The 24,703-nt window shown below is 65.2% G+C and carries 16 protein-coding genes and 1 pseudogene; 6 read left to right on the top strand and 11 right to left on the bottom strand.

Features of this window, described 5'->3' with window-relative positions; all coding sequences use genetic code 11:
* Positions 1–28: 28 nt before the first annotated feature.
* Complete coding sequence (locus CRM90_RS05160) at positions 29–1,672, top strand: peptide chain release factor 3 (protein ID WP_102805927.1); 1,644 nt, start codon at positions 29–31, stop codon at positions 1,670–1,672.
* A gap of 20 nt (positions 1,673–1,692) precedes the next feature.
* Here the strand turns inward: CRM90_RS05160 and CRM90_RS05155 are convergent, their stop codons facing one another.
* Positions 1,693–2,370 (bottom strand): SDR family oxidoreductase, encoded by a 678-nt coding sequence (locus CRM90_RS05155; RefSeq protein WP_102805926.1) that lies wholly within the window; start codon positions 2,368–2,370, stop codon positions 1,693–1,695.
* Between the two features lie 165 nt (positions 2,371–2,535).
* Here CRM90_RS05155 and CRM90_RS05150 point away from each other — a divergent pair.
* Positions 2,536–3,555, top strand: a pseudogene (locus CRM90_RS05150) (YbfB/YjiJ family MFS transporter); the annotation flags it as partial.
* A gap of 42 nt (positions 3,556–3,597) precedes the next feature.
* Here the strand turns inward: CRM90_RS05150 and CRM90_RS05145 are convergent.
* Positions 3,598–4,530 (bottom strand): LysR family transcriptional regulator, encoded by a 933-nt coding sequence (locus CRM90_RS05145; RefSeq protein ID WP_102805925.1) that lies wholly within the window; start codon positions 4,528–4,530, stop codon positions 3,598–3,600.
* Between the two features lie 9 nt (positions 4,531–4,539).
* A complete protein-coding gene (locus CRM90_RS05140) occupies positions 4,540–5,430 on the bottom strand; it encodes a DUF732 domain-containing protein (RefSeq protein ID WP_102805924.1) in 891 nt (296 codons plus the stop codon).
* Positions 5,431–5,563: 133 nt separating this feature from the next.
* On the opposite strand from CRM90_RS05140, the gene CRM90_RS05135 reads away from it, so the two are divergent.
* The gene (locus tag CRM90_RS05135; protein WP_102805923.1) at positions 5,564–6,595 is read left to right on the top strand and encodes a fused (3R)-hydroxyacyl-ACP dehydratase subunits HadA/HadB; all 1,032 of its coding nucleotides are present in this window, start codon (positions 5,564–5,566) and stop codon (positions 6,593–6,595) included.
* Here CRM90_RS05135 and CRM90_RS05130 read toward each other — a convergent pair.
* From CRM90_RS05130 to CRM90_RS05105, 6 genes are all read right to left on the bottom strand, one after another.
* Positions 6,588–7,223, bottom strand: a complete 636-nt coding sequence (locus tag CRM90_RS05130) for a chemotaxis protein CheB (RefSeq protein ID WP_102805922.1) — start codon at positions 7,221–7,223, stop codon at positions 6,588–6,590. The genes CRM90_RS05135 and CRM90_RS05130 overlap by 8 nt on opposite strands.
* The gene (locus CRM90_RS05125) at positions 7,210–8,076 is read right to left on the bottom strand and encodes a CheR family methyltransferase (RefSeq protein WP_102805921.1); all 867 of its coding nucleotides are present in this window, start codon (positions 8,074–8,076) and stop codon (positions 7,210–7,212) included. The genes CRM90_RS05130 and CRM90_RS05125 overlap by 14 nt, the downstream gene beginning before the upstream one ends.
* On the bottom strand, positions 8,069–11,611 hold the full coding sequence (locus CRM90_RS05120; RefSeq protein ID WP_102805920.1) for a response regulator: 3,543 nt from the start codon (positions 11,609–11,611) through the stop codon (positions 8,069–8,071). The genes CRM90_RS05125 and CRM90_RS05120 overlap by 8 nt, the downstream gene beginning before the upstream one ends.
* Positions 11,608–14,214: a two-component system response regulator gene (locus tag CRM90_RS05115; RefSeq protein WP_102805919.1), complete on the bottom strand. Its 2,607-nt coding sequence runs from the start codon at positions 14,212–14,214 to the stop codon at positions 11,608–11,610. The genes CRM90_RS05120 and CRM90_RS05115 overlap by 4 nt, the downstream gene beginning before the upstream one ends.
* Positions 14,215–14,407: 193 nt before the next feature.
* Positions 14,408–15,751: an APC family permease gene (locus CRM90_RS05110; RefSeq protein WP_286145615.1), complete on the bottom strand. Its 1,344-nt coding sequence runs from the start codon at positions 15,749–15,751 to the stop codon at positions 14,408–14,410.
* A 64-nt stretch (positions 15,752–15,815) separates the two neighbouring features.
* Complete coding sequence (locus CRM90_RS05105) at positions 15,816–16,679, bottom strand: universal stress protein (protein WP_102806119.1); 864 nt, start codon at positions 16,677–16,679, stop codon at positions 15,816–15,818.
* A 428-nt stretch (positions 16,680–17,107) separates the two neighbouring features.
* Between CRM90_RS05105 and CRM90_RS05095 the strand changes: the two genes are divergently transcribed.
* Both CRM90_RS05095 and CRM90_RS05090 read left to right on the top strand, forming a co-directional pair.
* Positions 17,108–19,234, top strand: a complete 2,127-nt coding sequence (locus tag CRM90_RS05095; RefSeq protein ID WP_102805916.1) for an EAL domain-containing protein — start codon at positions 17,108–17,110, stop codon at positions 19,232–19,234.
* 83 nt (positions 19,235–19,317) lie between these two features.
* Entirely contained in the window at positions 19,318–19,797 is a 480-nt protein-coding gene (locus CRM90_RS05090; protein WP_102805915.1) for a hypothetical protein, read from the top strand.
* Between the two features lie 96 nt (positions 19,798–19,893).
* On the opposite strand, the gene CRM90_RS05085 is transcribed toward CRM90_RS05090, so the two are convergent.
* Positions 19,894–22,770 (bottom strand): MMPL/RND family transporter, encoded by a 2,877-nt coding sequence (locus CRM90_RS05085; RefSeq protein WP_102805914.1) that lies wholly within the window; start codon positions 22,768–22,770, stop codon positions 19,894–19,896.
* Positions 22,767–23,213, bottom strand: a complete 447-nt coding sequence (locus CRM90_RS05080) for an MmpS family transport accessory protein (RefSeq protein WP_102805913.1) — start codon at positions 23,211–23,213, stop codon at positions 22,767–22,769. Before CRM90_RS05080 ends, CRM90_RS05085 begins: the two co-directional genes overlap by 4 nt.
* Positions 23,214–23,448: 235 nt before the next feature.
* Here CRM90_RS05080 and CRM90_RS05075 point away from each other — a divergent pair, with 235 nt between their 5' ends.
* Positions 23,449–24,651 carry an MFS transporter gene (locus CRM90_RS05075; RefSeq protein WP_142391324.1) on the top strand — a complete coding sequence of 401 codons (1,203 nt, stop codon included), beginning with the start codon at positions 23,449–23,451 and terminating at the stop codon, positions 24,649–24,651.
* The last annotated feature ends 52 nt before the right edge of the window (positions 24,652–24,703 follow it).

Genomic DNA, 24,703 nt, shown 5'->3' with positions numbered 1-24,703 from the left:
GTCGTCGGCAAATACCATCGAGGACGTAATGAGCGATCACGACCTCGATACCCGGACGCCTTCCACCACGGCCGCGGCCAACCGGCTGGCAACCGAAGCCGGCCGCCGTCGCACCTTCGCCGTCATCAGCCACCCTGACGCCGGTAAGTCGACGCTGACCGAGGCCCTGGTGCTGCACGCCAGGATCATCACGCAGGCCGGCGCCATCCACGGCAAGGCCGGTCGCCGTGCCACGGTGTCGGACTGGATGGAGATGGAGCAGGCCAGGGGTATCTCCATCACCTCGACGGCATTGCAGTTTCCGTACCACTCGCCCGAGGGGCAGGACTGCGTCATCAACCTGCTCGACACCCCCGGGCACGCCGACTTCTCCGAGGACACCTACCGGGTGCTCAGCGCGGTTGACTGCGCGGTCATGCTGATCGACGCTGCCAAGGGTCTGGAACCGCAGACGCTCAAGCTGTTTCAAGTGTGCAAGCACCGCGGACTGCCCATCCTCACCGTCATCAACAAGTGGGACCGGCCGGGACGGCACGCACTGGAGCTGCTCGACGAGATCCAGGAGCGCATCGGCCTCAAGCCGACCCCGTTGACGTGGCCGGTCGGTATTGCCGGCGACTTCAAGGGTGTGCTGGATCGCCGCACCGGCAACTTCATTCGCTTCACCCGCACCGCGGGTGGTGCCACCGCCGCACCCGAGGAGCACATCTCACCCGAGCGCGCCCGCGACGCCGCCGGCATCGACTGGGACAACGCGGTCGAGGAATGCGAACTACTCTCCGCCGATGACGGTGACCACGATCAGGAAGCCTTCCTGCAGGGCGTGACGACGCCGGTCCTGTTCACCTCCGCCGCACTGAATTTCGGCGTGAATCAGCTTCTGGACAATCTGACGAAGCTCGCGCCTCCGCCGAGCGGCCAGGTCGACGTCGACGGTAATGTGCGGCCGGTCGACGCCCCGTTCAGTGCGTTCGTCTTCAAGGTTCAGGCCGGCATGGATTCCGCGCACCGCGACCGCATCGCCTATGCCCGGGTGTGTTCGGGAACGTTCGAGCGCGGTGATGTCCTCACCCACGCCGCAACAGGTAAACCGTTCGTGACCAAGTACGCCCAATCAGTGTTCGGCCAGCAGCGCTCCACACTGGATGACGCCTGGCCCGGTGACGTGATCGGCCTGGCGAACGCCAACGCACTCCGTCCGGGTGACACCCTCTTTCGCGATGTGCCCGTTCAGTTTCCGCCGATCCCGAGCTTCGCTCCCGTGCATTTCTCGGTCGCCCGGGGCACCGATCCGAGTAAGCACAAGCAGTTTCGCAAGGGGATCGAGCAACTCGAGCAGGAAGGCGTGGTGCAGGTTCTGCGGTCAGACCGCCGGGGTGACCAGGCGCCGGTACTCGCCGCCGTCGGCCCGTTGCAGTTCGAGGTGACAAGTCACCGGATGGCCACGGAATTCAACGCACCGATCTCGCTGGACTCGCTGCCCTACACCGTCGCGCGCGCCGTCGATCCCGAGGACGCACCGTTCGTGGATAAGCAGGTGTCGACGGAAGTCCTCACCCGCACCGACGGCGTGATGCTCGCGTTGTTCACCACGAAGTGGCGACTGCAGGGATTCCAGGAGGACAACCCCACGGTGACCCTGCGCCCACTGGTCGCCGCCGGCGACGACTGATCACGCGTCGTCTCCCCGCGCTAGCCGTTCGCGGTGGCAAGTCCGGCTTTGACCTGCTTGGTCAAGTCGTCGGCCAGGATCTCGGCCTGGCCGCTGAGCAGTCCGTCGACCGCCAGCTTCGCCACCACTGCGGGATTGATCTTCTGGTCGGCGGGCACGAAGGAGGCCATCTCGGTGTCCATGTATCCGACGTGCAGGGAGGCGACGTGAATTCCTTTGGGCGCCAGTTGAGTCCGTAGCGCGTCTGTCATCGCCCATCCGGCGGCCTTGGCAGCCGAATAGGCGCCGAATGACGGCGCGTGGTACCAGGCCAGCACAGACAAAACATTCAGCACCGAACCGCCGCCGTTCTTCTCGATGATCGGCACGAACTCGCGGGTGACGGTCAGCGTGCCGAAGTAGTGCGTGTCCATCTCCAACCGGATGTCCTCCATCGGCCCGCTGAGCAGGTCGGCCTGGGTCGAGACACCGGCGTTGTTGATCAGGACCGTGACGTCTCCGGCGATCGCCGCCGCCCGGCGTACCGACTCGGGGTCGGTGATGTCCAGTTGGATCGGCACCACACCAGGCAGGTCGATCGTCTCGGGCCTGCGCGCGGCGGCGTACACCGTGGCGCCGCGGGAGAGCAGTTCGGTGGCGAACTGCCGCCCCAACCCGCGGTTCGCACCCGTTACCAGGGCGGTGATCTGCTGTGTCATCGAAGTTCTCCCTTTGCCGACGTCTTCTCTGGCGACAACGCTAGAACGGGCTGGGTTAATTCCGCTAGACCCAGGTAGCGGTCGCGTGCCGTAGGACGCTTCGCCTCCCAGCTGAGAGCAGGGCGGACGTGGCAGCCACCATCGGATCAGTTCCACGATGGTGCGATGCAGCATCACAGGCACGTCGCGCGCAGCGCCGCGGCACTCGCGGCCGCAATGGGCATCGGCCGATTCGCGTACACCCCGATCCTGCCGTTGATGACGGCGCAGACCGGCATGGCACCGCATGCCGCGGCCACCCTGGCCACCGCGAACTACATCGGCTATCTCGTCGGTGCGGTGGCCGGTTTCCTCTGGCCGTCACTGGCCCGGTCCGTTGTGGTCTGTCGCGTGTCTCTGGTGCTGCTCGTCGGAAGTCTGGCCGCCATGCCGTTGACCAACACAGTGCTTGAATGGACGCTGCTGCGCGGCGTGGCCGGTGCGACCAGTGCGCTGGTGTTCGTGATCGCGGTGAACACTCTGCTGGAACACCTGCACGGACGGCCTGCCCATCTGGCCGGCTGGGGATTCGGTGGCATCGGCGCGGGCATCGCTTTGTCAGCCGTGCTGGTGCTGGCCAGCCAGCAATGGCGGCTCGCCTGGTGGGCATCGGCGGCAGCCGCCGCGGTCTTGACAGCCGCGGCCTGGACGATGCGCCGCACACCCGGGGCCCAGCCTTCCTCGGTGGAGATGCGAAATCGACTGCCGCACAGGTTGTTCGGTCTGCTCGCGTTAAGCTACTCCCTTGAGGGTGTCGGCTACATCATCGCGGGGACATTCTTGGTCGCCGCAGTCAGCCAGCGCGCGCCGCAGTGGCTCGGGGGCACGACGTGGCTCGTCGTGGGCCTGGCGACCATCCCCTCCGCAGCGCTGTGGGCAGCATTGAGCTCGCGATGGTCTCACCCGGGACCGTTGGTGACGGCGTTATGCGCGCAAGCGGTGGGAGTCGCTGTGGCGGGCATCTTCGGCGGCGTCGGGCCGGCAATGATCGGGGCGGTGCTTTTCGGCGGCACGTTCATCGGGATCAGCACGCTCTCACTGTCGGCTGCGCGTCTGCTGCGCTATCCACGGGCTGTCGCGCTGCTCACCGCAGGCTATTCGGTGGGTCAGATAGTGGGTCCGGTCGTGGTCGCTCCCCTCCTGCAGGACGGCTTCCGGCCCGCCCTTGTGGTGGGTGCGGTGGTGGTCTTAGCGGCCGCCGTGGTCGCGGGGCTGATGCGGATCGTCGGCGGGAAGCCAGACCGAGAGGTCATCCAGACCGAAATCGTCAACACCAGAGGTGAATTCATCGACCAGCGCGGCAACAGCGGGATTGTCGTCGTCGCGCCGCCACACCAGTGACCACGTCCACACCGGCGAGGGATTGATGACCGGGCGCCGCACCAGGTCCCTGGGCAGCGGATGGTCCTGGCCCTTCGGGTTGTTGAGCACCGGACGCCCCAGGCCGCGGACATGTTCCAGGAACGTCGGGCCGGTGACACCGCCGTCGTCGGTCCGCATGATGCGAGCACCGGTGGCCGCCGAAAACTGTGTGGCGTAGCGATTCCACGACAACCAGCTGGCGGCATCCGCGTCGATCAACACAACGGTGTCAGCGGCCTCGACGGCCGAATCGTCCGGTCCTGAGCCCAATGCGTACAGCCGATCCACTCCCAGCAACCGAGCCTGTAGCGAGAGCGCTTCGAGGTCGGCGTTCTGCACCCAGCAGATCGCCAGGTCGAGGCTACCGTCGGCGACCCGCGCGGCCTGCGTGTGCGACGGCATGACCCAGGTGTCCACCCGCAGCTGTGCTATCCCCGCCGCCCGCGTGGTCAGATCCGTCGGGCACCAACTTACGTAGCCCAACCGCACCGGATCCGATTCCCCGAAGTTCGCCGCGCGCCTGCGTAATTCGTCTGCCTGTGCGATCAGCGCTCTGGCATCCGGCAGCAGTGCAGCTCCGGCAGGCGTCAGAGCCACCGAACGGCGGTCGCGATCGAACAACGTGATCTTGAGGTCGCGTTCGAGGGCCTTGATCTGCTGGGACAACGATGGTCCCGCGATGCGCAGGCGGGTAGCCGCGCGACCGAAGTTCAACTCCTCGGCCACGGTGACGAAGTAGCGCAGCTGCCGCAACTCCATCGCTGCAGCCTAGCGGCCGAGGTGGATCTGCAGCCCGTGGCTACGCAGCTGTTCGAAGCTGTAGCTGAAATCGCCGCGCCGGCCGATGGATACGACGTAACTGTCCTGGCCCTCATCGATGGAGAAGGTGAACGAGAACGTGCATGTCGCGCTGTCGCCGGTGCCGGCGCCCAGCGATGTGGTGGTCAGAATGTCGCCCTTGCTGTTCTTGACCGTCACCGGGGTGGTGCGACCGACATCGGCGTAGCCGGCAGTACCGTGACAGGCGCCGCCGTCGACGACGATTGAACCGGTACCAAGACTGTCGGTCAGAACGAAAACCCCTGATATCTTCGCGGATTCGAGAATGCGGAAGCCCTTGTTGAACTTCGGGCAGAACACGTCGACGGCGATCTTGTCCGCGAGCAGACCCTGCTGCGGCCCGCCGTGTTCGAGTTGATTGCACACCTCGTGCCCATGGGCGACGGCATTGGCCTCGGAATTGAACTGATCGAACAGCCCCGCAGTCTGCAACGCCTGCACGTAGTCGACTTCGGGCGGCGGCGAGGTCCGGTGCCGGGCCCAGAGCAGGCCGGCGACCACACCGGCGACCATCACGATGACCGCGGTCGTGACGCCAGTGGCCAGCCAGGTCAGCCGGATGCTCGATCGCGCCACCGGCACCTGCACGTACGACGGCAACATCTGCCCGCCGACCGGGTCGTTGGCTTCGGACCTGCCGTTGCGCACCCGGTTGGTGGCGTGCCCGGCCGTGTAATACCGGCCCTCGTAACGGGCGGTGGGATCCGGTCGCCAGCCCGTCGGCGGGGTGGGCGTCGGCACGCCGCCGCAACGCGCGCAGGTGCCAGCTGCGTCGAGGTCGGCCCCGCAATAGGGGCAGGCCGCGGGCGCTCCCTTCATTGCTCACCCCAACCGCCGTGCGCTCGGTTCTCCGTGACAGCCGAATCGTATCGGCGTGTCACGCTATGTTCTCTGCGCGTTAGGGTGCTGTGGTCGGCTTCAGTGAACAAGCCGATAGAAAAGTTGAGCATCTATGACCGCACCAGCAGAAACGTCGCCGCTTGAAGCGCGGGTCGGCCACTACTACCGGATGGACGGCACCTACCTCGTCGGCCGGGAGAAGCTGCGCGAATACGCCCGCGCGGTGCAGGACTATCACCCTGCCCACTGGGACGTCGCCGCGGCAGCTGAGCTGGGCTATTCAGATGTCGTCGCCCCGCTGACCTTCACCTCGGCGCCGGGCATGCAGTGCAACCGGCGGATGTTCGAGTCGATCGTCGTCGGCTACGACACCTACCTACAGACCGAAGAGGTCTTCGAGCAGCACCGCCCGATCGTCGCAGGCGACGAGCTCGTGATCGACGTCGAGCTGACCTCGGTGCGCCGGACCGCAGGACGCGACTTCATCACCGTCACCAACACGTTCACCGACACTCACGGCGAACGGGTGCACACCTTGCACACCACGGTCGTCGGTGTGACCGCGGAGGACATCGACGCGGGCGTGAAGATCGCGGTCCAGAACGCGATGATGCACGACATGAACATCCTCGACATCGGCGGAGACGACGCCGATTACGAGAAGGAGCTACGCCCCGCCGGCGAGATCCGGATCTCCGACGGAGGTCTGACCCGTTCACCGGGGACGCGGTCGTTCGACGACCTGGCGGTCGGCGAGGAGCTTCCCGCCCATCACACCCGGGTCTCGCGGGGCGATCTGGTGAACTACGCCGGCGTGGCCGGCGACGCCAACCCGATCCACTGGGATGAGGACATCGCCAAGCTGGCGGGTCTCCCAGACGTGATCGCTCACGGCATGTTGACCATGGGTCTGGGCGCCGGGTACCACTCGGTCTGGTCGGGTGACCCGGGAGCGGTCACCCGCTTCGCGGTGCGGCTGTCGCAACCCGCGGTCGTCTCGGCCAAGGAGGGTGCCGACATCGAGTTCAGCGGCAAGGTCAAGTCGCTGGATCCCGAAACCCGCTCGGGCGTCGTCCTGATCGGCGCGAAGTCGGCGGGCAAGAAGATCTTCGGTCTGGCGACGATGAACGTGCGGTTCAGCTGAGGCTGCGTCGGCCGCCTATTTCGGAGAGCCATCGCCCGATGCCGGCTGGATCCGCGACGTGATCCGGATCCACCCGGCGCAGGGTGGCGTTGACGGCGACGGCCGCCTCGCAGGTGTCCGGATCCTGGAGCACAACGCGGCCCCCGCCGGCCTTCACCTCTTCACAACCCCGGGCGCCGTCATCGCTGGCACACGAAAGCAGCACGGCCGTCACCGAATTGACCAGTTGCGCCGCGCTGGAGAACAACACGTCAAGTGAGGGCCGCGAATGCAGGATCGGTGCGTCCAAGGTGAGGTGCGCGCGCACACCGGAGCCTGTCTCGTATTGCTCGACGGGGGTCGCCGGTTCCGTCGACGGGTTCCGGTCGTTGCCCACCAGCAGGTGATAACCGGCCGGGGCCAACGTCACTTCTCCCGGCGAACACGGCCAGGGACTGGCGGCCGGCTCCCGAATCGGGATTGCGGTGTAGCCCTGCAGGACCCGGTCGAGCCCCGCGTACTGAGGCGCGCGATGCAGAGCCACGAACACCACGGTGCTGCGGGCGTCGCCGAGGGTCTCGAAGATGCCGCGCAACGCTTTGATGCCGCCGGCGCTGCCGCCAATGACGACGACGTCAGGGCCGGGCACGCTGGTTCTGGCTCTTGGCGTAAATCCCCAGCCTGCGGTCCTGCGCTTTGAACAACTTCGTGCCATCGCCGGTGAGGCCTTCACGCGGACCGATGACGAGATTTCCGAACGGCGCCAGGCTGTCCCAGAACATGCGCTCGGCCCTGCGCTGCAACGTCTCCTCGAAGTAGATGAAGACATTTCTGCACAGGATCAGATGGAACTCGCCGAAGGTGCTGTCGGTCGCCAGATTATGGGAGAAGAACTCGAGTCGGGACCGAAGGGTGGGGCTCAGAATAGCTCGGTCGTACTTGGCGATGTACCAGTCCGAGAACGGCCGTACGCCCCCGCTGGCCTGGTAGTTGCGGGTCGCTCCCACCATCGTGTCGGCGGGGTAGATCGCCGATGCGGCAACACGTAGCGATTCGCTGTCGATATCGGTGGCGTAGATGGTGGACCGATCCAGCAGACCGGCCTCATCCAGCAGGATGGCCACGGAGTACGCCTCCTCCCCCGTCGCACATCCCGCAACCCAGATCCGGATCCGGGGATAGGTGGCCAGCCTCGGCAGCACGTCCGCGCGGATCTTGGCGAACACCAAGGGATCCCGGAACATCTCGGTGACGTTGACCGTCATCGTCGACAGAAACGAGGCCAGCAGGCTCGGATCGCGAAGGACCCGGTCTTGCGCTGTGGAGATGCTGCCGAGCGAATGGCGATCGACGAACGCCATCAGCCGCCTGTTGCGCGACGCGTCCGTGTAATGGCGAAAGTCGTAGCCGAGGAACTCGAATACGGTGTAGAAGAACGCCTCCGCCTCGATCGCCGTCAGTTCTTTGGACCGAGCCGGGTCATTCTCCGCGGGATCAGTCATTGGTGGTTGCCGCCCCCTGCTGGCCACGCAACCGGCTGCCGAGCCAGACCCTGAGCACCGATGTGAGTTGATCCATGTCGACCGGCTTGGTGACGTAGTCAGAAGCCCCGGCGTCCAGACATTTCTGCCGGTCACCCTTCATGGCCTTTGCGGTCAGAGCCACGATAGGCAAACTGCGCCAACGTGATTCAGCTCGGATCCGGCGCATCGCCTCGTACCCGTCCATGACAGGCATCATGATGTCCATCAGCACCAGGCCTACCTCGGGGTGGGCGGCGAGGCTGTCGAGCCCTTCCTGGCCGTTGCGCGCGGGAATCACCGTGATGCCGTACCGCTTCAGCGCGCTGCCCAGGGAGAAGACGTTGCGGACGTCGTCGTCGACGAGCAACACGGTGTTGCCCTTGAGGCTTTCGTCGATCCGCTTCGGGTTCGACAGGATCTCACGCGCCGAGTCGGGCATATCGTTGGCCACGCGATGCAGGAACAACGCTGTTTCATCCAGCAAACGCTCGGGCGACTTCGCGTTCTTCAACACGATCGCGGAGGCGAGCACTTCGAGGCGCTGCGTCTCGGCCATTGTCAGTTCCCGCCCAGTGTGCACGATTACCGGCAGATGTTTCTGCTTGAGCTGGTCCTTGACTCGCTCGATGAGGTCGATGCCATCCATGTCGGGCAACCCCAGATCGAGGACCAGGCAGTCGTAGGACGTCGGCCCGGCCAGTTCGGCGAGCACCTGCTGACCGGTGCCGACACAGGTGATCGCGATGTCGTCGCTCTCGATCATGTGCTTGACGACCTGGCGCTGGCTGGCGTCGTCCTCGGCGACCAATACGTGTCGCGGTCCGGGCTTCAGGAATTCGGCGACCGCACCGAACATCGAACGGAGGTCGGCGACGTCGGCGGGCTTGTTCAACGTGTGAATGGCGCCCATCCGCCGACCGCGGCCGTCGTCGTTGGAGCCCGAGATGACGTTGACCGGGATGTGGCGCGTGGCGAGGTCGTGTTTGAGGACATCGAGAACCACCCAGCCGGCCATATCCGGCAGACCGATGTCCAACGTGATCGCGGCGGGTTGGCGTTCCTTGGCCAGCGCCAGAGCCGTCCGGCCGCTGGCCGTGACCACCGCGTCGAAGCCGGCCTCGGTGGCCAGTTCGACCAACAACCCCGCGAACGTGGGGTCGTCCTCGACCACCAACAGGACCGGCTTGGTTCCGCGCGGCCAGTCGATGTCCGAAATGTCCACCGCGCCGTTGCTCGCGAACGCGCCGTCGAGTTGGCGAGGCGAGGTGCCGTCTACGGCAGGGCCGGCGCCGTTCCCGGACACCGGCATTGGAACGGGTTCGGCGACCGGACCGCTCGGCCCCAGCGCGGAGGTCGGGGTCGCGGACGGCGCGGAGTCAGCCCCGTGCGGACCTGCGACGGGCAGGTGGCAGGTGAACGTGGACCCCTCGCCCAGCGCGCTGCGGAGGGTGATCTCGCCGCCGAGGTTACGGGCCAGTTCCCGGCTGATCGCCAGTCCCAGCCCGGTGCCGCCGTACTGCCGGGTGGTGCCCCGCGCTGCCTGTTGGAAGGACTCGAAGATCAGGTGGTGATCGTTCTCGTCGATGCCGATCCCGGTGTCGGTGACGGCCATCGCGAGATAGCTGTTGCCCGGGTTGCCCTCGTTGTCACCTGCCCCCGACAGCGTTACGGTCACCGATCCCTCGTCGGTGAACTTGATCGCGTTGGCGATCAGATTCTTCGCAATCTGTTTCACCCGCGTGTAGTCGCTGATGAGTTGTGCTGGGGCAGAGTCACTCACCACGACCCGGAAAGCGACGCCCTTGTTCTCCGCTATCGGCCGGAATGTGCGCTCGAGGAAGGCGACGAGGTCGCTCACCACGATCACTTCGCGCTCGAGGCGCAAGGATCCGGATTCGACCTTGGCGAGGTCGAGAACCTCGTCGATGAGGTTCAAGAGGTCCTTGCCGGACTGTTGAATCGTCTCGGCGAACTCCTGCTGTTTGTCGGTGAGCGAATCCTCGGAATCAGCCAGGAGACCGGCGAGGATCAAAATGCTGTTCAGCGGTGTGCGCAGTTCGTGCGACATATTCGCCAGGAACTCCGACTTGTACCGCGAAGAGACAGCCAGTTCCTCAGCCTTCGCTTCCAGGGTCTGGCTGAGGCGGTGCAGCTCTTCGTTCTTGGCCTCCAGAGACTGGGCCTGGGTCTCCAGCCGTTCCGAGCTCGCCTTGAGCTCCTCCTGCTGGGACCGCAGTTCTTCGGTCGTCTCCTCCAGTTCGGCATTCTGCGCCGACAGCTGGTCCTCGCGTTGGGTCAGTTGCTCGTTCGCGGTCCGTAGCTCTTCTTCCTGTGCTTGCAGTTCCTCGGTCTGCGCCTGGGACAGTCGCAACAACTCGCTGGTCTGCTGCGCCGATTCGATGGCGCTCAGTGCCACTCCGGCGCCAAGCGCGATGCTCTCCGCGAGTTCGACATCATCGTCGGAGAACAGCCTCAGACCGGCCAGCTCGAGAACGCCGTGCACCTCCGACTCGGACTTGATCGGGATCAAGATGAGCGACACGGGCTCCGTTTTGCCCAGCCCCGAGACGATCTCGACGTAATCGCTCGGTGCTCCGGTGACTTCGATCCGATTGCCCTCCAGGGCGCACTGGCCGACCAGACCATCTCCGAGCCCGAAGGAGTACGGCAGATCCTTACGCCGGTGGAAGGCGTACGACGCGACCAGGGCGAACTCGTCGACCTTGTCGGTCTGACGCAGGTAGAGGGCGCCGTGCTTGGCGTCGAGTGCCTGAGCGGTGCGTGACACGATGATCGACGCCGCAGCCGGCAGGTCGGCTGCAGTCTGCACCTCGGTCATCAGACTTGCCTGGATCTCCTTGGCGCGCCTGGCCTTTTCGTTCTGTTCTGCAGCCCGCGTCACGGTGCGGTGGATGTTTCGGCTGGTGAAGTACAGCAGTATGCCCAATACCAGGACGATCGCGCTGGCGAAGATCCACAGCATGGTCTTGGCGAAAGCGACCGCCTTGGCCGCCTGAGTGTTGGAGTTGTCGACGGCCTTGACCGCCTCCTGCTCCATGTTGCTGAGCTGACTCTCCAGCAGGGCGACCTGTCCTTCGATGCCTCGGTCGGAAAGCGTTGGAGCTCCCGCATTCTGGGTGCTCTGGAGCTCGGACCGGAATGCCGTCCAGGTTGCCAATGCTTGTTGGGACAGCATGCGGACGGTGCTGTTGTCATTGGTCTCGGCGGCCGCCCGAAGCTCGGTGTCGACCGATTGATCGAGGTTGTCGAGCTGGCCGTTGAGCTCTGCGCGGCGCCCCGGGTCAGTGGCGAGCAGCAACCTGTCGCGGGTGACGAGCAGCGCCTTCAGATCCCGTTGAATGTCGAGGGCGGCGACCTGGCCATCGCGGGCTTGGCTGCGTTCCTCGTAGAGATCGGTGATCCGCCGCAATTGAACGGTATAGAGCGTGTTCGCCATGATGACGGCCAGCAGCGCGCAACCGCACACGATTGCCAATCGGGTCGCAAGCTTCATATCACCTTTGCCTCACCGGAATCGCCGTTAGTCCACGCCGTTGGCCAGTTCTCGACCTGAGCGTCAAGGTCGATCGCCTCGATCGGCTGGGCGTACAGGAATCCCTGTTGCAGCAGGCATCCCGCGTCCCTGAGCCAGTCCGCCTGCTTCTGGTTCTCCACGCCCTCCGCTATCAGATCCACATGCATGCAAGCGGCAAGGGCGATCTGGCTGCGCACCAGGCGTTGGACGCGCTGGTCGTCATGCACCTCGGCGACGAAGGTGCGGTCGATCTTCAGCCAGTCGACGGGAACATGCAGCAAATTCGTCATGCTGGCGTGATCGACACCGAAATCGTCTATCACAAGGTTGAATCCGATGCTGCGAGCATGCCGTAGCGCCATGCAGGCCGGAGCCGGATCACCGTAGAACGTCCGTTCGGTGAGTTCCAGGCAGATGTTCTCCGGCGGTATCCCGCAGTCACGCTGAGCACCGATCAGGTCGTCGAGGAAGCTGCCGTCCCCGACGTGGTCCGGTGAAAGGTTGACATGCAGTTTGAGATCGTCCCTTCCCAGGGCGGCGTAGTCCTCGAAACTCCGCAGCAGAATCCAGCGGCTCAGCGGGGTGATCTGTCCGGCGCTCTCGGCCAACGCGATGATGTCGGTGGCCGGCATCTCCTCGCCACCGATGCGCCACCGAACCAGCGCCTCGAGGCCGAAAAGCGCTCCGGTCGTCGAATTCACAATGGGCTGATAGGCCATCCGGAACTCCGATCGGGAGATGGCGCCCGCCACTTCCGATCGCAGGTCCACTTTCCCCCTGTGCCGTGAACCGATCCCGTCGGTGTAGAGCACGCATTCGTCCAAGCGGTTCTTCTTGGACTCGAACATTGCGATATCGGCTTGGGACAGCAGCTCTTCCGGCGTACGAGCACTGTCGCCCAGGCACGAGATGCCCATACTCAACGACGGCCGCAGCGTCACCGCCTCACACCGCACCGGCTCCCCCTGGACGCGCCGCAGAATGCGGTTGCCCTCTGCGACAGCATGATCCACCGACGGCACGTCTTCGAATACGACGATGAACTCGTCGCCGCCGATCCGGCACACCAGCGCATCGCTCCCGGCGGCCGACCGAAGTCGGTCGGCCACTTCGACCAGCAGTTCGTCGCCGGTGTCATGGCCGTAGGTGTCGTTGACCGACTTGAACCTGTTGACGTCCATGTACAGCAGCGCCACGAGTTTTCCGTCGCGGCAGCGGGACAGCTCCGCGAGCCGCTCGTTGAGTTGCCGGCGATTGGCCAGATCGGTCAGCGGGTCGTGGCTTGCCAGATGGCTGATCACCATCTGGGCTTGTTTGATCTCGGTCAGGTCATGAACCACGACCGCGACGTGCAGGTCGACGGATTCACCGATCGGCGACAGGGTGATCAAGACGTCGACGGGACGACGGGTGCCGGCGGCGAACGTCATCTCCATCGACATCTCCTGGTGTGTCGCGAGAGTGAGGTCCAACTGCTCACGTAACCGGGCCCGGTGAGCATCGGTGGCAAGGTCGACGATGGACCGGCCGATCAGGGTGTCGGCCTGCCCGCTGAACAGGGCCGTCGCGGCCTTGTTGCAGCTGCGAATGGCACCCGAGACGTCCACGGCGAGGATCGCGTCGGCGGTGGCCTGCATGACGGCGGCGTACTCGGCTTGGACGCGATAGAGGGTTGCGTTGGAAATCGCGAGCGCGGCCGCCGCCGAGACGCCGCGGAACAGCGCCGCTTCGACTTCGGAGAAGGCCGGGCCATCGGTTCGGCCGACGCAGACGAAGCCGACATGTTCACCGCGGGCCATCAACTCCTCGACCAGTACCGCCGCGTGCGGTGTGATGCCACCGACGGCGCCGGCCACTTGCTCGGCAAGCCACGACTGAACCGCTTCCGGCGTTCGGTCCGCCTCCGGATCGGAAAACGTGTCGTGCCAATCGTTGTCACGAACCGCCACCCGGAGCAGGCACTCCGCGGAGAAGATTCGGCTCAACTCGGTGACGATGGTCTTCTCGAGCGCGGCCAGATCAAGGCTGCCTTCGGTGAAGATCGTCGCCAACCTCGCCCGCCGCCGCGCGAGGGCCAACTCCTCGCGCTGCCGGCTCTCGGCGGCTCGTGCGATCTGGAGTTGTTGGTCATGCAGCTTCGCTGCCTCGATCCGCAATCTGGCGAACGACCGATCCAGCTCCAGCAACGCCTTCACTTTGGCGTACAACACCGCCGCGGAAACCGGTTTGAGCAGAAAGTCGACCGCGCCGAGGTCGTAGCCGCGATCCAGATCCCCATCGTCGGCCTGGCCGGTGAGGAAGATGATCGGCGTCGAGGCCAACTCGTCGGCTTCCCGGATGAGTTGCGCCGTCTCGAATCCACCCATCCCGGGCATGTTGATGTCGAGGACGATCACGGACACCTTGCGCTGAAGAAGCGCCGTGAGCGCCTCTTCACCGGAGCCGGCCTGGACAAGCTCGCAGTCCAGCGGCGTCAGCACGGTGCACAGCAGGTCCCGCAGACGGGCGTCGTCGTCGACCACCAACACCGTCTGCTTGCTCTCGGCTGTCGTGGACCCATCCACCACGCCATCGATCAGCACAGGATCAGTGTTCCCTCCCGCGCAAGGTCCGGCACAAGCACTCGAGCGTCCACCCCCGGCCTCTTTTCGTGAACAACAATTCGTTCCACAAGTGTGCCGCCCCGCAGGCCCGGCGCAGTTGACAATCGACAGATTCAGCAAATTCCGGGCCCACGCCGGGGCCGGGTCGGCGCGGCACGTCGATGCCGGGTGTCTAGTGCTTGAAGTCTGGGACCGTGACGCCTTCCTCGGTCAGGGTCTCGTCTTCGATCCGCATCGTCAGCTGGTCGCGGAAACCCTTGGTCAGGTAGATCAGTACCGCGATCCCGATCGCCAGCCAGATGCCGCCGTAAAGCAGCGCATCGAAATGCAGGTTGACCCACAGCGCCCCGGTCAGCGCCATGCCGATCGCCGGAAGCACGATGTTGGTGGCGATCTCTTTCGGGGTGCGACGGCGCTTCAGGCGGAACGCGAACAGCACGATGATCGTCAGATTCACCACGGTGAATGCGATGAGGGCACCGAAGTTGATCATCGACGAGGCGAATTCCAGGGTGAAATTCACCGCGAGCAGTGACACCACACCGACAATGATGACGGCGTGCGCAGGGGTGAGGAACCGAGGGTGGATGTAGGACAGGAACCGCCCGAATCGTCCCCTTCCGTTGCGGCCCATCACGTAGATCATCCGCGCGACGCTGGCATGCGATGCGAGGCTCGACGCCACCACCGCGGCCAGAGCGGCTGACACGAAGAACACTTTGAACAACATGCCGCCGACCTTCAGCGCCATCTCGGGCAGCGTGTCATCGGTGACCTCGAACCCGTCGAGGGTCGGAAACACCGACTGGCTGAACCACGCCGCAACGAAGAAGATGCCCCCGCCGATGAGCAGTGCCAGCACGATTGCCCGTGGCACGACGTCCGGCGATTTCGCTTCCTCGGCGTACATCGTGATCGCATCGAAGCCGATGAACGAGAAGCAGACGACGGTCGCACCGGCGACCACGGCCTGCATCTGGACGCCTTCGTGGACCAGCGGATCCAGGGTGAAGATCGTCCCCGCGCCGACGCCCTTGCTCAGCGCGATGGTCGCCAACACCAGGAAGGCGCCGATGAGGACGATCTGGAACACCACGAGAATTCCGTTGACGCGCGAGGTTCCCTTCATACTCAGGTAATTCAGCGCGGTGATGGCGGCGACGTACACCAGTACGAAGACCCACGACGGCGCCGACGGGAAGAACGACTCGAAGTAGATACGGGCGATGACCGCATTCACCATCGGAAGCAGCAGATAGTCCAGCAGCGAGGACCATCCGACCACGAAGCCGAAGTTCGGGTGAATGGTCTCCGATGCGTAGGTGTAGGCCGAACCCGCCGACGGGTAGACCCGGGTCATCCGGCCGTAGCTGATCGCGGTGAACACCATCGCGATCAAAGCGACGATGTAGGCGAGCGGTACCACCCCGTTCGTTTCGCCGGAGACGATCCCGAACGTGTCGAAGACCGTCATGGGAGTCATGTAGCCCAAGCCCAGACCGACGACAGCCCACAACCCGAGCGACCTCGAGAGGTGCGATCTCGGCGCAGATGCGTTTTGCGACAAGTTCTTTGCCTTCCTAGTGGTCGGTGGCGGCGTCGGGGCCGGGGACGACGACGAGAGGCACGTGCAGCACCCGCATCATCTTCGCCGCCGTCGATCCGAGGAACAGTCGTCTCGGTTGAGCCAGCCGGCTGGAGCCGACGATGATGAGATCGCCGTCGCGCCAGTCGAGCTTCTCCACCGCCGCCTCGACCGTGGCGCCCTCGGCGACCACAACGGTGACCGGAAACCGTTGGGGTAGCGACGACTCGGCGGACGCCAGAATCGCGGCGGCGTGGTCGAGTGCCTGTTGGCGGGTCCCCTCGGCGCTGACCTTGCTTCGTGCGCCGTAGTGGTCGAGCGCGACCAACGACACCAGCCGCAACGGAACTCCGGCAGCAGTGCTCACCCGCACCGCGAGGTCGAGCAGATGCTCGGCGCCCGGCCGGGTGCCCACCCCGCAGGTGATGCTGCGGACCCGTTCGACGTCGGAGTGCCGGGTGCCGCGCGGGGCGACGGCCACCGGGACCGGAGCCGAATGCAACAGTTCGTTGACGACGGAGCCCAGGGTGAATCCGGCGGCAAAGCCACCCGATCCGCCGACGACGATCGCGGCCACCTCCAGCCGCTCGGCCTCGCGGCTGATGCCCTCGGCGAAGGATTCGTGGAAGCTCACGTGGATATGCGCGGTGACGTCATCCGGCACTGACTTCTGGGCCTCACGCAGCCACTGCGTGGCCTGGGTGGCGAGTTCGCTCTGATACTCGGAGTCAAGGGGAATGGGAACCGGCAGCACCGAGCAGATCTCCAGCTCGGCGCCGAGGGTCCTGGCCAACCGCACGCCCAGGGCCAACGCGTCGGCGCCGCCAGGGGTGGCCAGGTATCCGATGAGCAGTCTCACTGCGTTCCGTTCTGTCGGTGCGGTGCGGGTCGCGTTCACACGAGACCGCGCAAACGCAAAGTGCAGACTATCGATCGCACCGCTGCCGCGTCCGGTAAGCGTGCACATCGGATGGATTGAACGCCAGTTTGATCCGGAACCCCGCAGCAGCCGCATATTTCGCGACATCACGAGCCACGACCGTCGCCGCCCGAACAGACGGCTCACCTGCCCGGCCGTGGATCCCGATCGCCGCCAGCAACACCGCCGAGCCGCGACCCGGATTGCGGGTCGGCCGGCGCACGCCGGGCGTGGGCCCCGTCGACTGGCTAAGCGCGCGTGCTCACGATCGCGGCGTCCACGTCTTGCGATATGACGCCTTGGCAAACTGTCTTACCGACAGTGGCATTCCAGTGCAGATTCACCGGTGGTGCGGTCTACTGGTGGCTATGGGGTTCGACGGGGTCGACGAGCCGCTCGCAGAACGCGGGGCGGAGCTTCCCGTCGAACTGGTCCGTACGTTGCTGGGTCTGCTGCGGAACCGGCTCGGCTTGGAAACGGCATGGCTGTCGTCCTTTCGGGACGGCGCACAGGTCTTCGAGGTACTGGACGGTGAAGCCGACACGATCGGACTGTCCTCGGGCGACCGCGCGTCCCTGTTCGACTCGTACTGTGTGCGCGTGATCGACGGCCGACTGCCCGGAATCATCCCCGACACCAGCGCCAACCAGACCACCGACACCCTGCCGATCACCAGCGAATTCGGGCTGGGCGCCTACGTCGGTGTGCCTGTGCTCAACCGCAGCGGTGGGACCGTCGGCATGGTGTGTGCGGTGAGCCGCGAGTCCAAGCCCTATCTCGCCGACATCGACCTGCGCATCGTCAAGCAGATCGCCGAGCTCATCGGCACGCTGATCGAATCCCCCGACACCGGCCGGGACACCACCGCCGCGCAGCGCGCGTCGATACGACGCGTGGTGTATCAGCGCGACTTCGAAGTGGTGTTCCAATCGGTTCACGAGGTGGTGACCGGCAAGGTGGTGGGCGTGGAGGCGCTCGCCCGCTTCCCCTGTGAGCCGTTTCGTCCGGACGGATTCCTCGCCCAGGCCGCACTGCTGGGCTTGGGAATCGAATTGGAGACCGCGATCGTGGCGCGGGTCATCTCTATGATCCCGCAACTGCCCGAGGACGTGTACGTCGCGGTGAACATCTCGCCGTCCGCCGCGCTGGTCGCCCCATGGGCTCAGATGCTGGCGGATGTCGACCCGTCGCGAATTGTCCTGGAGCTCACCGAGCATGACGCTGTCCTGGACTACGGCGCGCTCGATGACGCACTCGAACCGTGCCGTGCGCGCGGCGTGCGGGTTGCGGTCGACGACGTCGGTGCCGGCTTCTCCTCCTTCTCCCACGTGCTGGAGTTGAGTCCGGAGTTCGTCAAGATCGATCAGTCGATCACCCGCCACATCGACGTCGACGACGCCCGGCGTCGACTGGCGCACGCCATCGCCGAACTCGCCGGACAGATGGGCGCGACCGTGATCGCCGAAGGTGTTGAGATACAAGGCGAACTCGATGCCGTCAACTCGGTGGGCATCAGTTCCGCGCAAGGCTATTACCTCAGCCGGCCCCGTCCTCTCGTGCACGGATTTCCGCCTGCGGCCGCCGCGGCGTCAACCGACCTGTTACCGACCGCGGTGGACCTGTTGGGCGAAAGGCGATTTGAACTAGCGCTCGCCCATTCGCCGATCGGCATGGCCGTCGTCGGCTTGGACGGAACATTTCTGCGCACCAACCGCGCCCTGCGGAACATGCTCGGATACACCAAACGTGAACTGGCCGAACTGACCTTCCAGGAGATCACCCACCCCGACGATCTCGACGCCGATATCGCACTTCTCACCGAATGTCTGGAAGGACGGCGCCGTTCCTACCGCATCGACAAACGCTATATCGCCGCCGACGGACGCATCGTGTGGGGCGCACTGACCGTCGTCGTCGTGAACGCACCGCGAGATCAACCGCGCTACTTCGTATCGCAGATCGTGGACGTGACAGCCGATCGCATCCGCGAGGCCGATTTGGCCCGCCAAGCCGCCACCGACCCTCTGACCGGGGTCGCCAATCGGTCTGCAGGCTGGAACCGGCTCGAACAACTCGACGTCAGCGGGCGAGGTTACGGCATCCTGTTCTGCGATATCGAGCGCTTCAAGAACGTCAACGACCAGTACGGCCACCGCGCCGGGGACCTGCTCCTCGTCGAAGTCGCCGCCCGCCTGCGGGGGGCGGCGGACGATGGTGACACGGTGGCTCGTTGGGGGGGTGACGAATTCCTGGTAATCACCGATTCCGTCGACGACTGGGAGCTCGCCCGCCTGGCCGATCGAATCACCGATCAGCTGGAGAGCACACCGGTGACGATCGCCGAGGGTATACAGGTGCCGGCACGGTTGACGATCGGCTTCGCCGCCCACCGCACCGGTGACGGGCGATCGATCGACGGGGTCCTCGAGCATGCCGATCAGGCCATGTACAACAAGCGTCGCCGCCGAAACCGGGCCCGCGCCGCAGGCGACTGAGCCGCTGCGGCCTGGGCCACATTCTTTAGTTAGATCGGGTAGCGTTTCTCTGGTATTCGCGCGTGCAGAAGAGGAGCGATTACGTGAACCTTGGCCCCTGGGGTGACCTGACGATTCTTGCCGCTGTGCTGGAGATCGTGTTCGCCACTTGCGTATTCGTCTACATTGGCCGCCTGGAGCGCCGAACGTCCCATCCGATGGGCGACGAGGTGGGCGCCCACAAGAGGGTGCTGGCCAAAGTGCGCAAGCGGGAGCCGCTGACGCAGGACGAATTCGACTACGCCGGCGAGCTGGTCGCGGACGCTCGATCACCGCTGGCCTACGCCATTCCCGCGGCGCTGTTCACCATTGGCTTCTTCTACGTGGTCGGCTGCCTGTTCATGCTGCACCTCGACGGTGGCAACCCGTCGTTTCGGACGTTCATCGGCGGCATCCCGATGCTCACGTCGATGAACATGGCCGCTCAGTTGCGGCGGGTAGCCGGGATGAAAAGCACGCTGCGCGATATCGCGGTGTCGGAGACCGACGACACCGACCAGCTCACTTCCGTTGCCAGCGCCTGACTTCGCGCATCACCGGCATCGAGTCTGCGTCCAGCGCGGGATGTGCACCCTCAGCGGCGCGCTGAGCGCAGAGTGGATGCCCTGCTTGCAGACTCCTCAGTTCGGCGCCTTGGCGGCCGGGTCGTCGTCCTCCCACAGCAGCAACTGGCGGACCGACTGGCGGGTGCCATAGGGCTGCAGCATCTGGCTGGCCGGCCGGGGACGCACCTTCAGTGGCCACCAGAACCAACGGCCGAGCAGCGCCGCCACCGCGGGCGTCATGAAGGACCGCACAATCAGCGTGTCGAAGAGCAGACCCAGCGCGATCGTCGTCCCGATCTGACCGAGGATCCGCAAGTCGGCGAAGATGAACGACGCCATCGTGGCGGCGAACACCAGGCCGGCTGCGGTCACCACCGCACCCGACCCGGCCATCGCCCGGATGATGCCGGTGTTCAGGCCGGCGTGGATCTCCTCCTTGAACCGGGAGATGAGCAGCAGGTTGTAGTCCGATCCCACCGCCAACAACAGAATGATGGCCAGCGCCAGCACGATCCAGAACAGATGGATGCCGAAGATGTCCTGCCAGATGAGCACGGACAGACCGAATGAGGCACCCAGCGACAACGCCACCGTGCCGACGATCACGAACGCGGCGACGATGCTGCGGGTGATGAACATCATCACGAGCAGGATCAGGCTCAGCGCCGCGATCCCGGCGATCATGAGGTCGTACTTGGCGCCGTCCTGGATGTCTTTGTAGGTCGCGGCCGTGCCCGCGAGATAGATCTTCGAGCCGGCCAGCGGCGTACCCTTGACGGCTTCCTGCGCAGCGTGCCTAATCCCGTCGATGTGCGAAATACCCTCTGGCGTAGCGGGATCACCGTCGTGGGTGATGATCATCCGCGCGGCTTTTCCGTCCGGCGACATGAACAGTTTCATACCGCGCACGAACTCGGGGTTGGTGAACGCTTCCGGTGGCAGGTAGAACGAGTCGTCGGTCTTGGATGCGTCGTACGCCTGCCCCAATGCGGTCGAATTCTGCAGTGCCGCTTGGGACTGGTCGTTGATTCCCGACGTGGTGGCGAAATTGGTCAGGGTGAGATCGCGGTTGGTCTGCTGGCTTGCGATCTGCGGCGGAATCAGGGCCAGCAGCTTGGGTTGCAGCGCATCGAGTTTGGCGATACTGCCCGCGACATTGCCCAGCTGATCGGTGAGCGCGTCGATGCCGTCCAACGCGTCGAACAGCGATCGCAGCGCGGCGCAGGCCGGGATGTCGTAACAGTGTGGCTCCCAATAGAAGTAGCTGCGCAGCGGGCGGAAGAAGTCGTCGAAATTGGCGATCTTGTTGCGCAGGTCCTGGGCGGTGGCGACGGTGTCCTGGAACGCCTTGGTCTGCTCGTCGGTGACCGCGCTGGACTGCTGTTGCAACGCGTACTGCTGGCGCAGGATGTCGATCGAATTGTTGATCACGTCCACCTGCTTGAGCAGGTCCTCGCCGCGAGCCTGCTGGAACGGCAGATTGTTGATCTGCGAGGCACTTCCGGCGCTGATCTGGAACGGGATCGACGTGTGGTCCAGGGGCGTACCGAGCGGGCGGGTGATCGACTGCACCTGGGCGATGCCCTCGGTGTGGAACACCGCCTTGGCGACACGCTCCAGCAGGATCATGTCGGTGGAGTTGCGCAGATCGTGGTCGGTCTCGATCATCAGCAACTCGGGATTGAGCCGGGCCTGCGTGAAATGGCGTTCGGCGGCGGTGTATCCCACGTTCGCCGGCGCGCTGGCCGGCATGTACCCGCGGGCGTCGTAGCTGGTCTTGTAGGCGGGCAGTGCGATCAGACCGATCAACGCGATCGCGACCGTCACCACCAGCACAGGCCCGGGCCAGCGCACGACCGCAGTGCCGATGCGCCGCCAGCCCTGGGTGCGCATCGGGCGGGCGGGCTCGAACAGGCCGAAGTGGCGGCCGATGACCAACAGCGCCGGGGCCAGGGTCAGCGCCGCGATCACGGCGACGAGCACGCCGATGCCGGCGGGAACGCCCAGACTGTTGAAATACGGCAGCCGGGTGAAGGTCAGGCACAACACTGCACCGGCGATGGTCAGGCCTGATCCCAGGATGATGTGCGCGGTGCCGTGGTACATCGAGTTGTACGCCGAGACTCGGTCCTGCCCGGCATAGCGTGCTTCGTGGAAGCGGCCGAGGAGGAAGATCGCGTAGTCCGTTCCGGCGGCGATCACCAACAGCGTCAACAGGTTTGTCGAATACGTCGACAGTTGGATGATCCCGGCATTCGCGAGCACGGCCACCGATCCGCGTGACGCGGTCAGCTCGATCATCACCGTGAAGATCACGAAGAACACCGTGGTGAGCCGCCGGTACAGGAAGAACAGCATCACCGCGATCACCCCGATGGTGATCAGCGTGGTCTTCAATGTGCCGTGCCTGCCCACCTCGAACTGGTCGGTCACCAGAGGCGCGGCACCGGTGACATAGACCTTGAGGCCCGGCGGCGGCGGGGTGTTGTTGACGATGTTGCGTACCGAGTCGACGGACTCGTTGGCCAGCGACTCGCCCTGGTTGCCCGCCAGATACAGCTGAACCAGGGCAGCCTTGCCGTCCGCGCTCTGCGACCCGGCAGCGGTCAGCGGATCACCCCAGAAGTCCTGAATGTGCTGCACGTGCTTGGTGTCCTGTTGCAGCTTCTTGATCAGGCCGTCGTAGTAGTGGTGGGCTTCGGCACCCAGTGGCTGGTCACCCTCCAGGACGATCATCGCCGAACTGTCGGAGTCGAATTCGCCGAAGACCTTTCCGATCCGTTTGGCGGCCAGCAGCGATGGCGAGTCCTGCGGGCTCAGTGAGACGTTGTGCGACTCGGCGACGGTTTCGAGCTGCGGGACGAAAACGTTGGTCATCACCGCGAGGCCCAACCAGAACACCGCGATGAGGACCGAGTATCGGCGGATGAAGTCGGGAATCCGGTGGGTCATCCCGACTTGTCCAGGCAGTACGTGAACGCGTTCAGGGTGTTCACAGTTCGCTCGTCTTTGACGACGTCATCGATCTTGATGCGGCAGCCGATCCAGTCGCTGTCGCCCTGAGCGGACACGTTGACGAACACCGCGGGCTGGGTGGTGGTCGCGTCGTACGCCCACGGCAGCGTGACGGCGTCTGCGCGTTGCGGCTGTGCGTTCACGTCCAGGTAGGTGACGGTCGCGACGGTGCCTGGTGGGCCGAAGACCTCCAGCACCACGTGCTTGGGGTTGAACGGGACGATGTCGTTTCCCGCCCCGCTGGGTGTTGAGGTCACGTCGTGGGAGGCGAAGATTCCATGTAGCCGGTACACGGCAAAACCTGCCACCGCGACAACGACGACCGCCACCAGCAGCATCCAGCGTTGGCTGAGCCGCCGGCCGAGCGAAACCCGCTGCATCCGTGACCCTTTCATGAGCGGCGACAGGCGCGTACGGTACAACGTTCCCGAAGGGGGCTTATCAACTAGATTGACCGTACGGTACCGGACCGGACTCCACAACAGCGGATCCCGCCGACAGAAATTCCACCACGAGCGGACCAGATGCCGCGCACGTGTCAGCCGCTTAGACTGCCCGCCGGATGACCAGGTGGCCAGGAGGAGGCGAACGGATGCAAACCGGGCCGAATCCGACATGAGCGTGCCCGCGCCGGCGCGCGCGGCTTCGACCCGCGTGGGCGTGTACTTCGGCCTGCTGCAACTGGTGTTCAACCTGAGTTGGGTCATTTACGTCATCTATCTGCCGCAGCTGGCCGCTCAGGCCGGCATCGCCGCGTGGGTGGTGCCCTGGATCCTGGTTGCCGACCAATTGATCTTTCTGCTGTGTGACTGGGCGGCCGGACTGGCTTCGGACAGCGTCGCGAAAACCCTCGGCCGGCTCGGCAAGATCATCGCGTTGGTGACGGCGATTTCGGCGCTGGCATTCTTGCTGTTGCCGTTGGCAACCGACCTCGGCGCGGGATTGTTTCTCGTATTGACCGCGACGTGGGCGATCACCTCGTCGGCGCTGCGCGCGCCTCCGCTGACGTTGATCGGTCGCTACACGCCGCCGGATCAGCAGCCGATGATCAGCTCGTTGTTCCTGCTCGGTCTCGGGATCTCCGGCGCCGTCGCACCGTTTCTCGGCGAGTGGGCCACCGCGTACGACCCGCGCATCATGTTCGCCGCCTCCTCCCTGTCCGTCGTCGTGGTGACCGGGTCGATCGTGTGGGCGGAGAAGGCGCTCGCCAGGAGCGCGTCGCCCGTCGTCAAACAACCCCTGTCCCGGATCCACCGGCCTCCGTTCACACGCTTCCTGGCGGCAGTGTTGCTGCTGGCACTCGCGTACCAGGTCCACGCCTTCATCAACTCCGGTCCCCTCTTTTCCAGGTTCGCCGGGCCTGACGAGCTCCCAGACCTGCTGTCCGTCTTCTGGATCGGGTTCAGCGTGGCGATGCTGCCGGCGTCGTGGTTGACCAAGCGATTCGGCGGTGTTGCCGTGATGGCGGCCGGTGCCGTGATCGCCGCCGCTGCGGCCTGGGTGGCGAAGCTGGCCACCGACCTCCTAGCGCTCAGTGCTGCGCAATTTGTCTGCGGCTGCGCGTGGGGTGCTGTCACGATGAGCGCCGTCGCAGCGGCCCTTCGGCTAGGCCACGGGGGCAGGGAGGGCACCGTCGTCGGCGCCATGTATTCGGTGCTGGCCGCCGCAGCGCTGGTCCGCATCGCCGTGGTCGCCGCAGGCTTCGACCACACGTCGGTGTCGGCGCTGCTATGGCTGCCCGTCACCACCTGGCTGGTCGGGGGACTCCTGCTCGCGTCGGCAACCCGGCGATTGGCCGCCGGCCCCGAGCGGGGCTAGCGGGCGAAGTCGTCGGTCGGCGAAGCGCCGAATGCCGGCGTCCGCGCGCTCC

Source organism: Mycobacterium sp. ENV421, from assembly GCF_002887815.1.
Lineage (GTDB): Bacteria > Actinomycetota > Actinomycetes > Mycobacteriales > Mycobacteriaceae > Mycobacterium.
Note: the sequence above shows the minus strand (reverse complement) of the source record. Positions and strands in the feature narration are given on the sequence as shown.

Coding starts and splice junctions, on each gene's coding strand:
- CRM90_RS05160 (WP_102805927.1), top strand. CDS start 29: ATGAGCGATCACGACCTCGATACCCGGACGCCTTCCACCACGGCCGCG.
- CRM90_RS05155 (WP_102805926.1), bottom strand. CDS start 2,370: ATGACACAGCAGATCACCGCCCTGGTAACGGGTGCGAACCGCGGGTTG.
- CRM90_RS05145 (WP_102805925.1), bottom strand. CDS start 4,530: ATGGAGTTGCGGCAGCTGCGCTACTTCGTCACCGTGGCCGAGGAGTTG.
- CRM90_RS05140 (WP_102805924.1), bottom strand. CDS start 5,430: ATGAAGGGAGCGCCCGCGGCCTGCCCCTATTGCGGGGCCGACCTCGAC.
- CRM90_RS05135 (WP_102805923.1), top strand. CDS start 5,564: ATGACCGCACCAGCAGAAACGTCGCCGCTTGAAGCGCGGGTCGGCCAC.
- CRM90_RS05125 (WP_102805921.1), bottom strand. CDS start 8,076: ATGACTGATCCCGCGGAGAATGACCCGGCTCGGTCCAAAGAACTGACG.
- CRM90_RS05120 (WP_102805920.1), bottom strand. CDS start 11,611: ATGAAGCTTGCGACCCGATTGGCAATCGTGTGCGGTTGCGCGCTGCTG.
- CRM90_RS05095 (WP_102805916.1), top strand. CDS start 17,108: ATGGGGTTCGACGGGGTCGACGAGCCGCTCGCAGAACGCGGGGCGGAG.
- CRM90_RS05085 (WP_102805914.1), bottom strand. CDS start 22,770: ATGACCCACCGGATTCCCGACTTCATCCGCCGATACTCGGTCCTCATC.
- CRM90_RS05080 (WP_102805913.1), bottom strand. CDS start 23,213: ATGCAGCGGGTTTCGCTCGGCCGGCGGCTCAGCCAACGCTGGATGCTG.
- CRM90_RS05075 (WP_142391324.1), top strand. CDS start 23,449: ATGAGCGTGCCCGCGCCGGCGCGCGCGGCTTCGACCCGCGTGGGCGTG.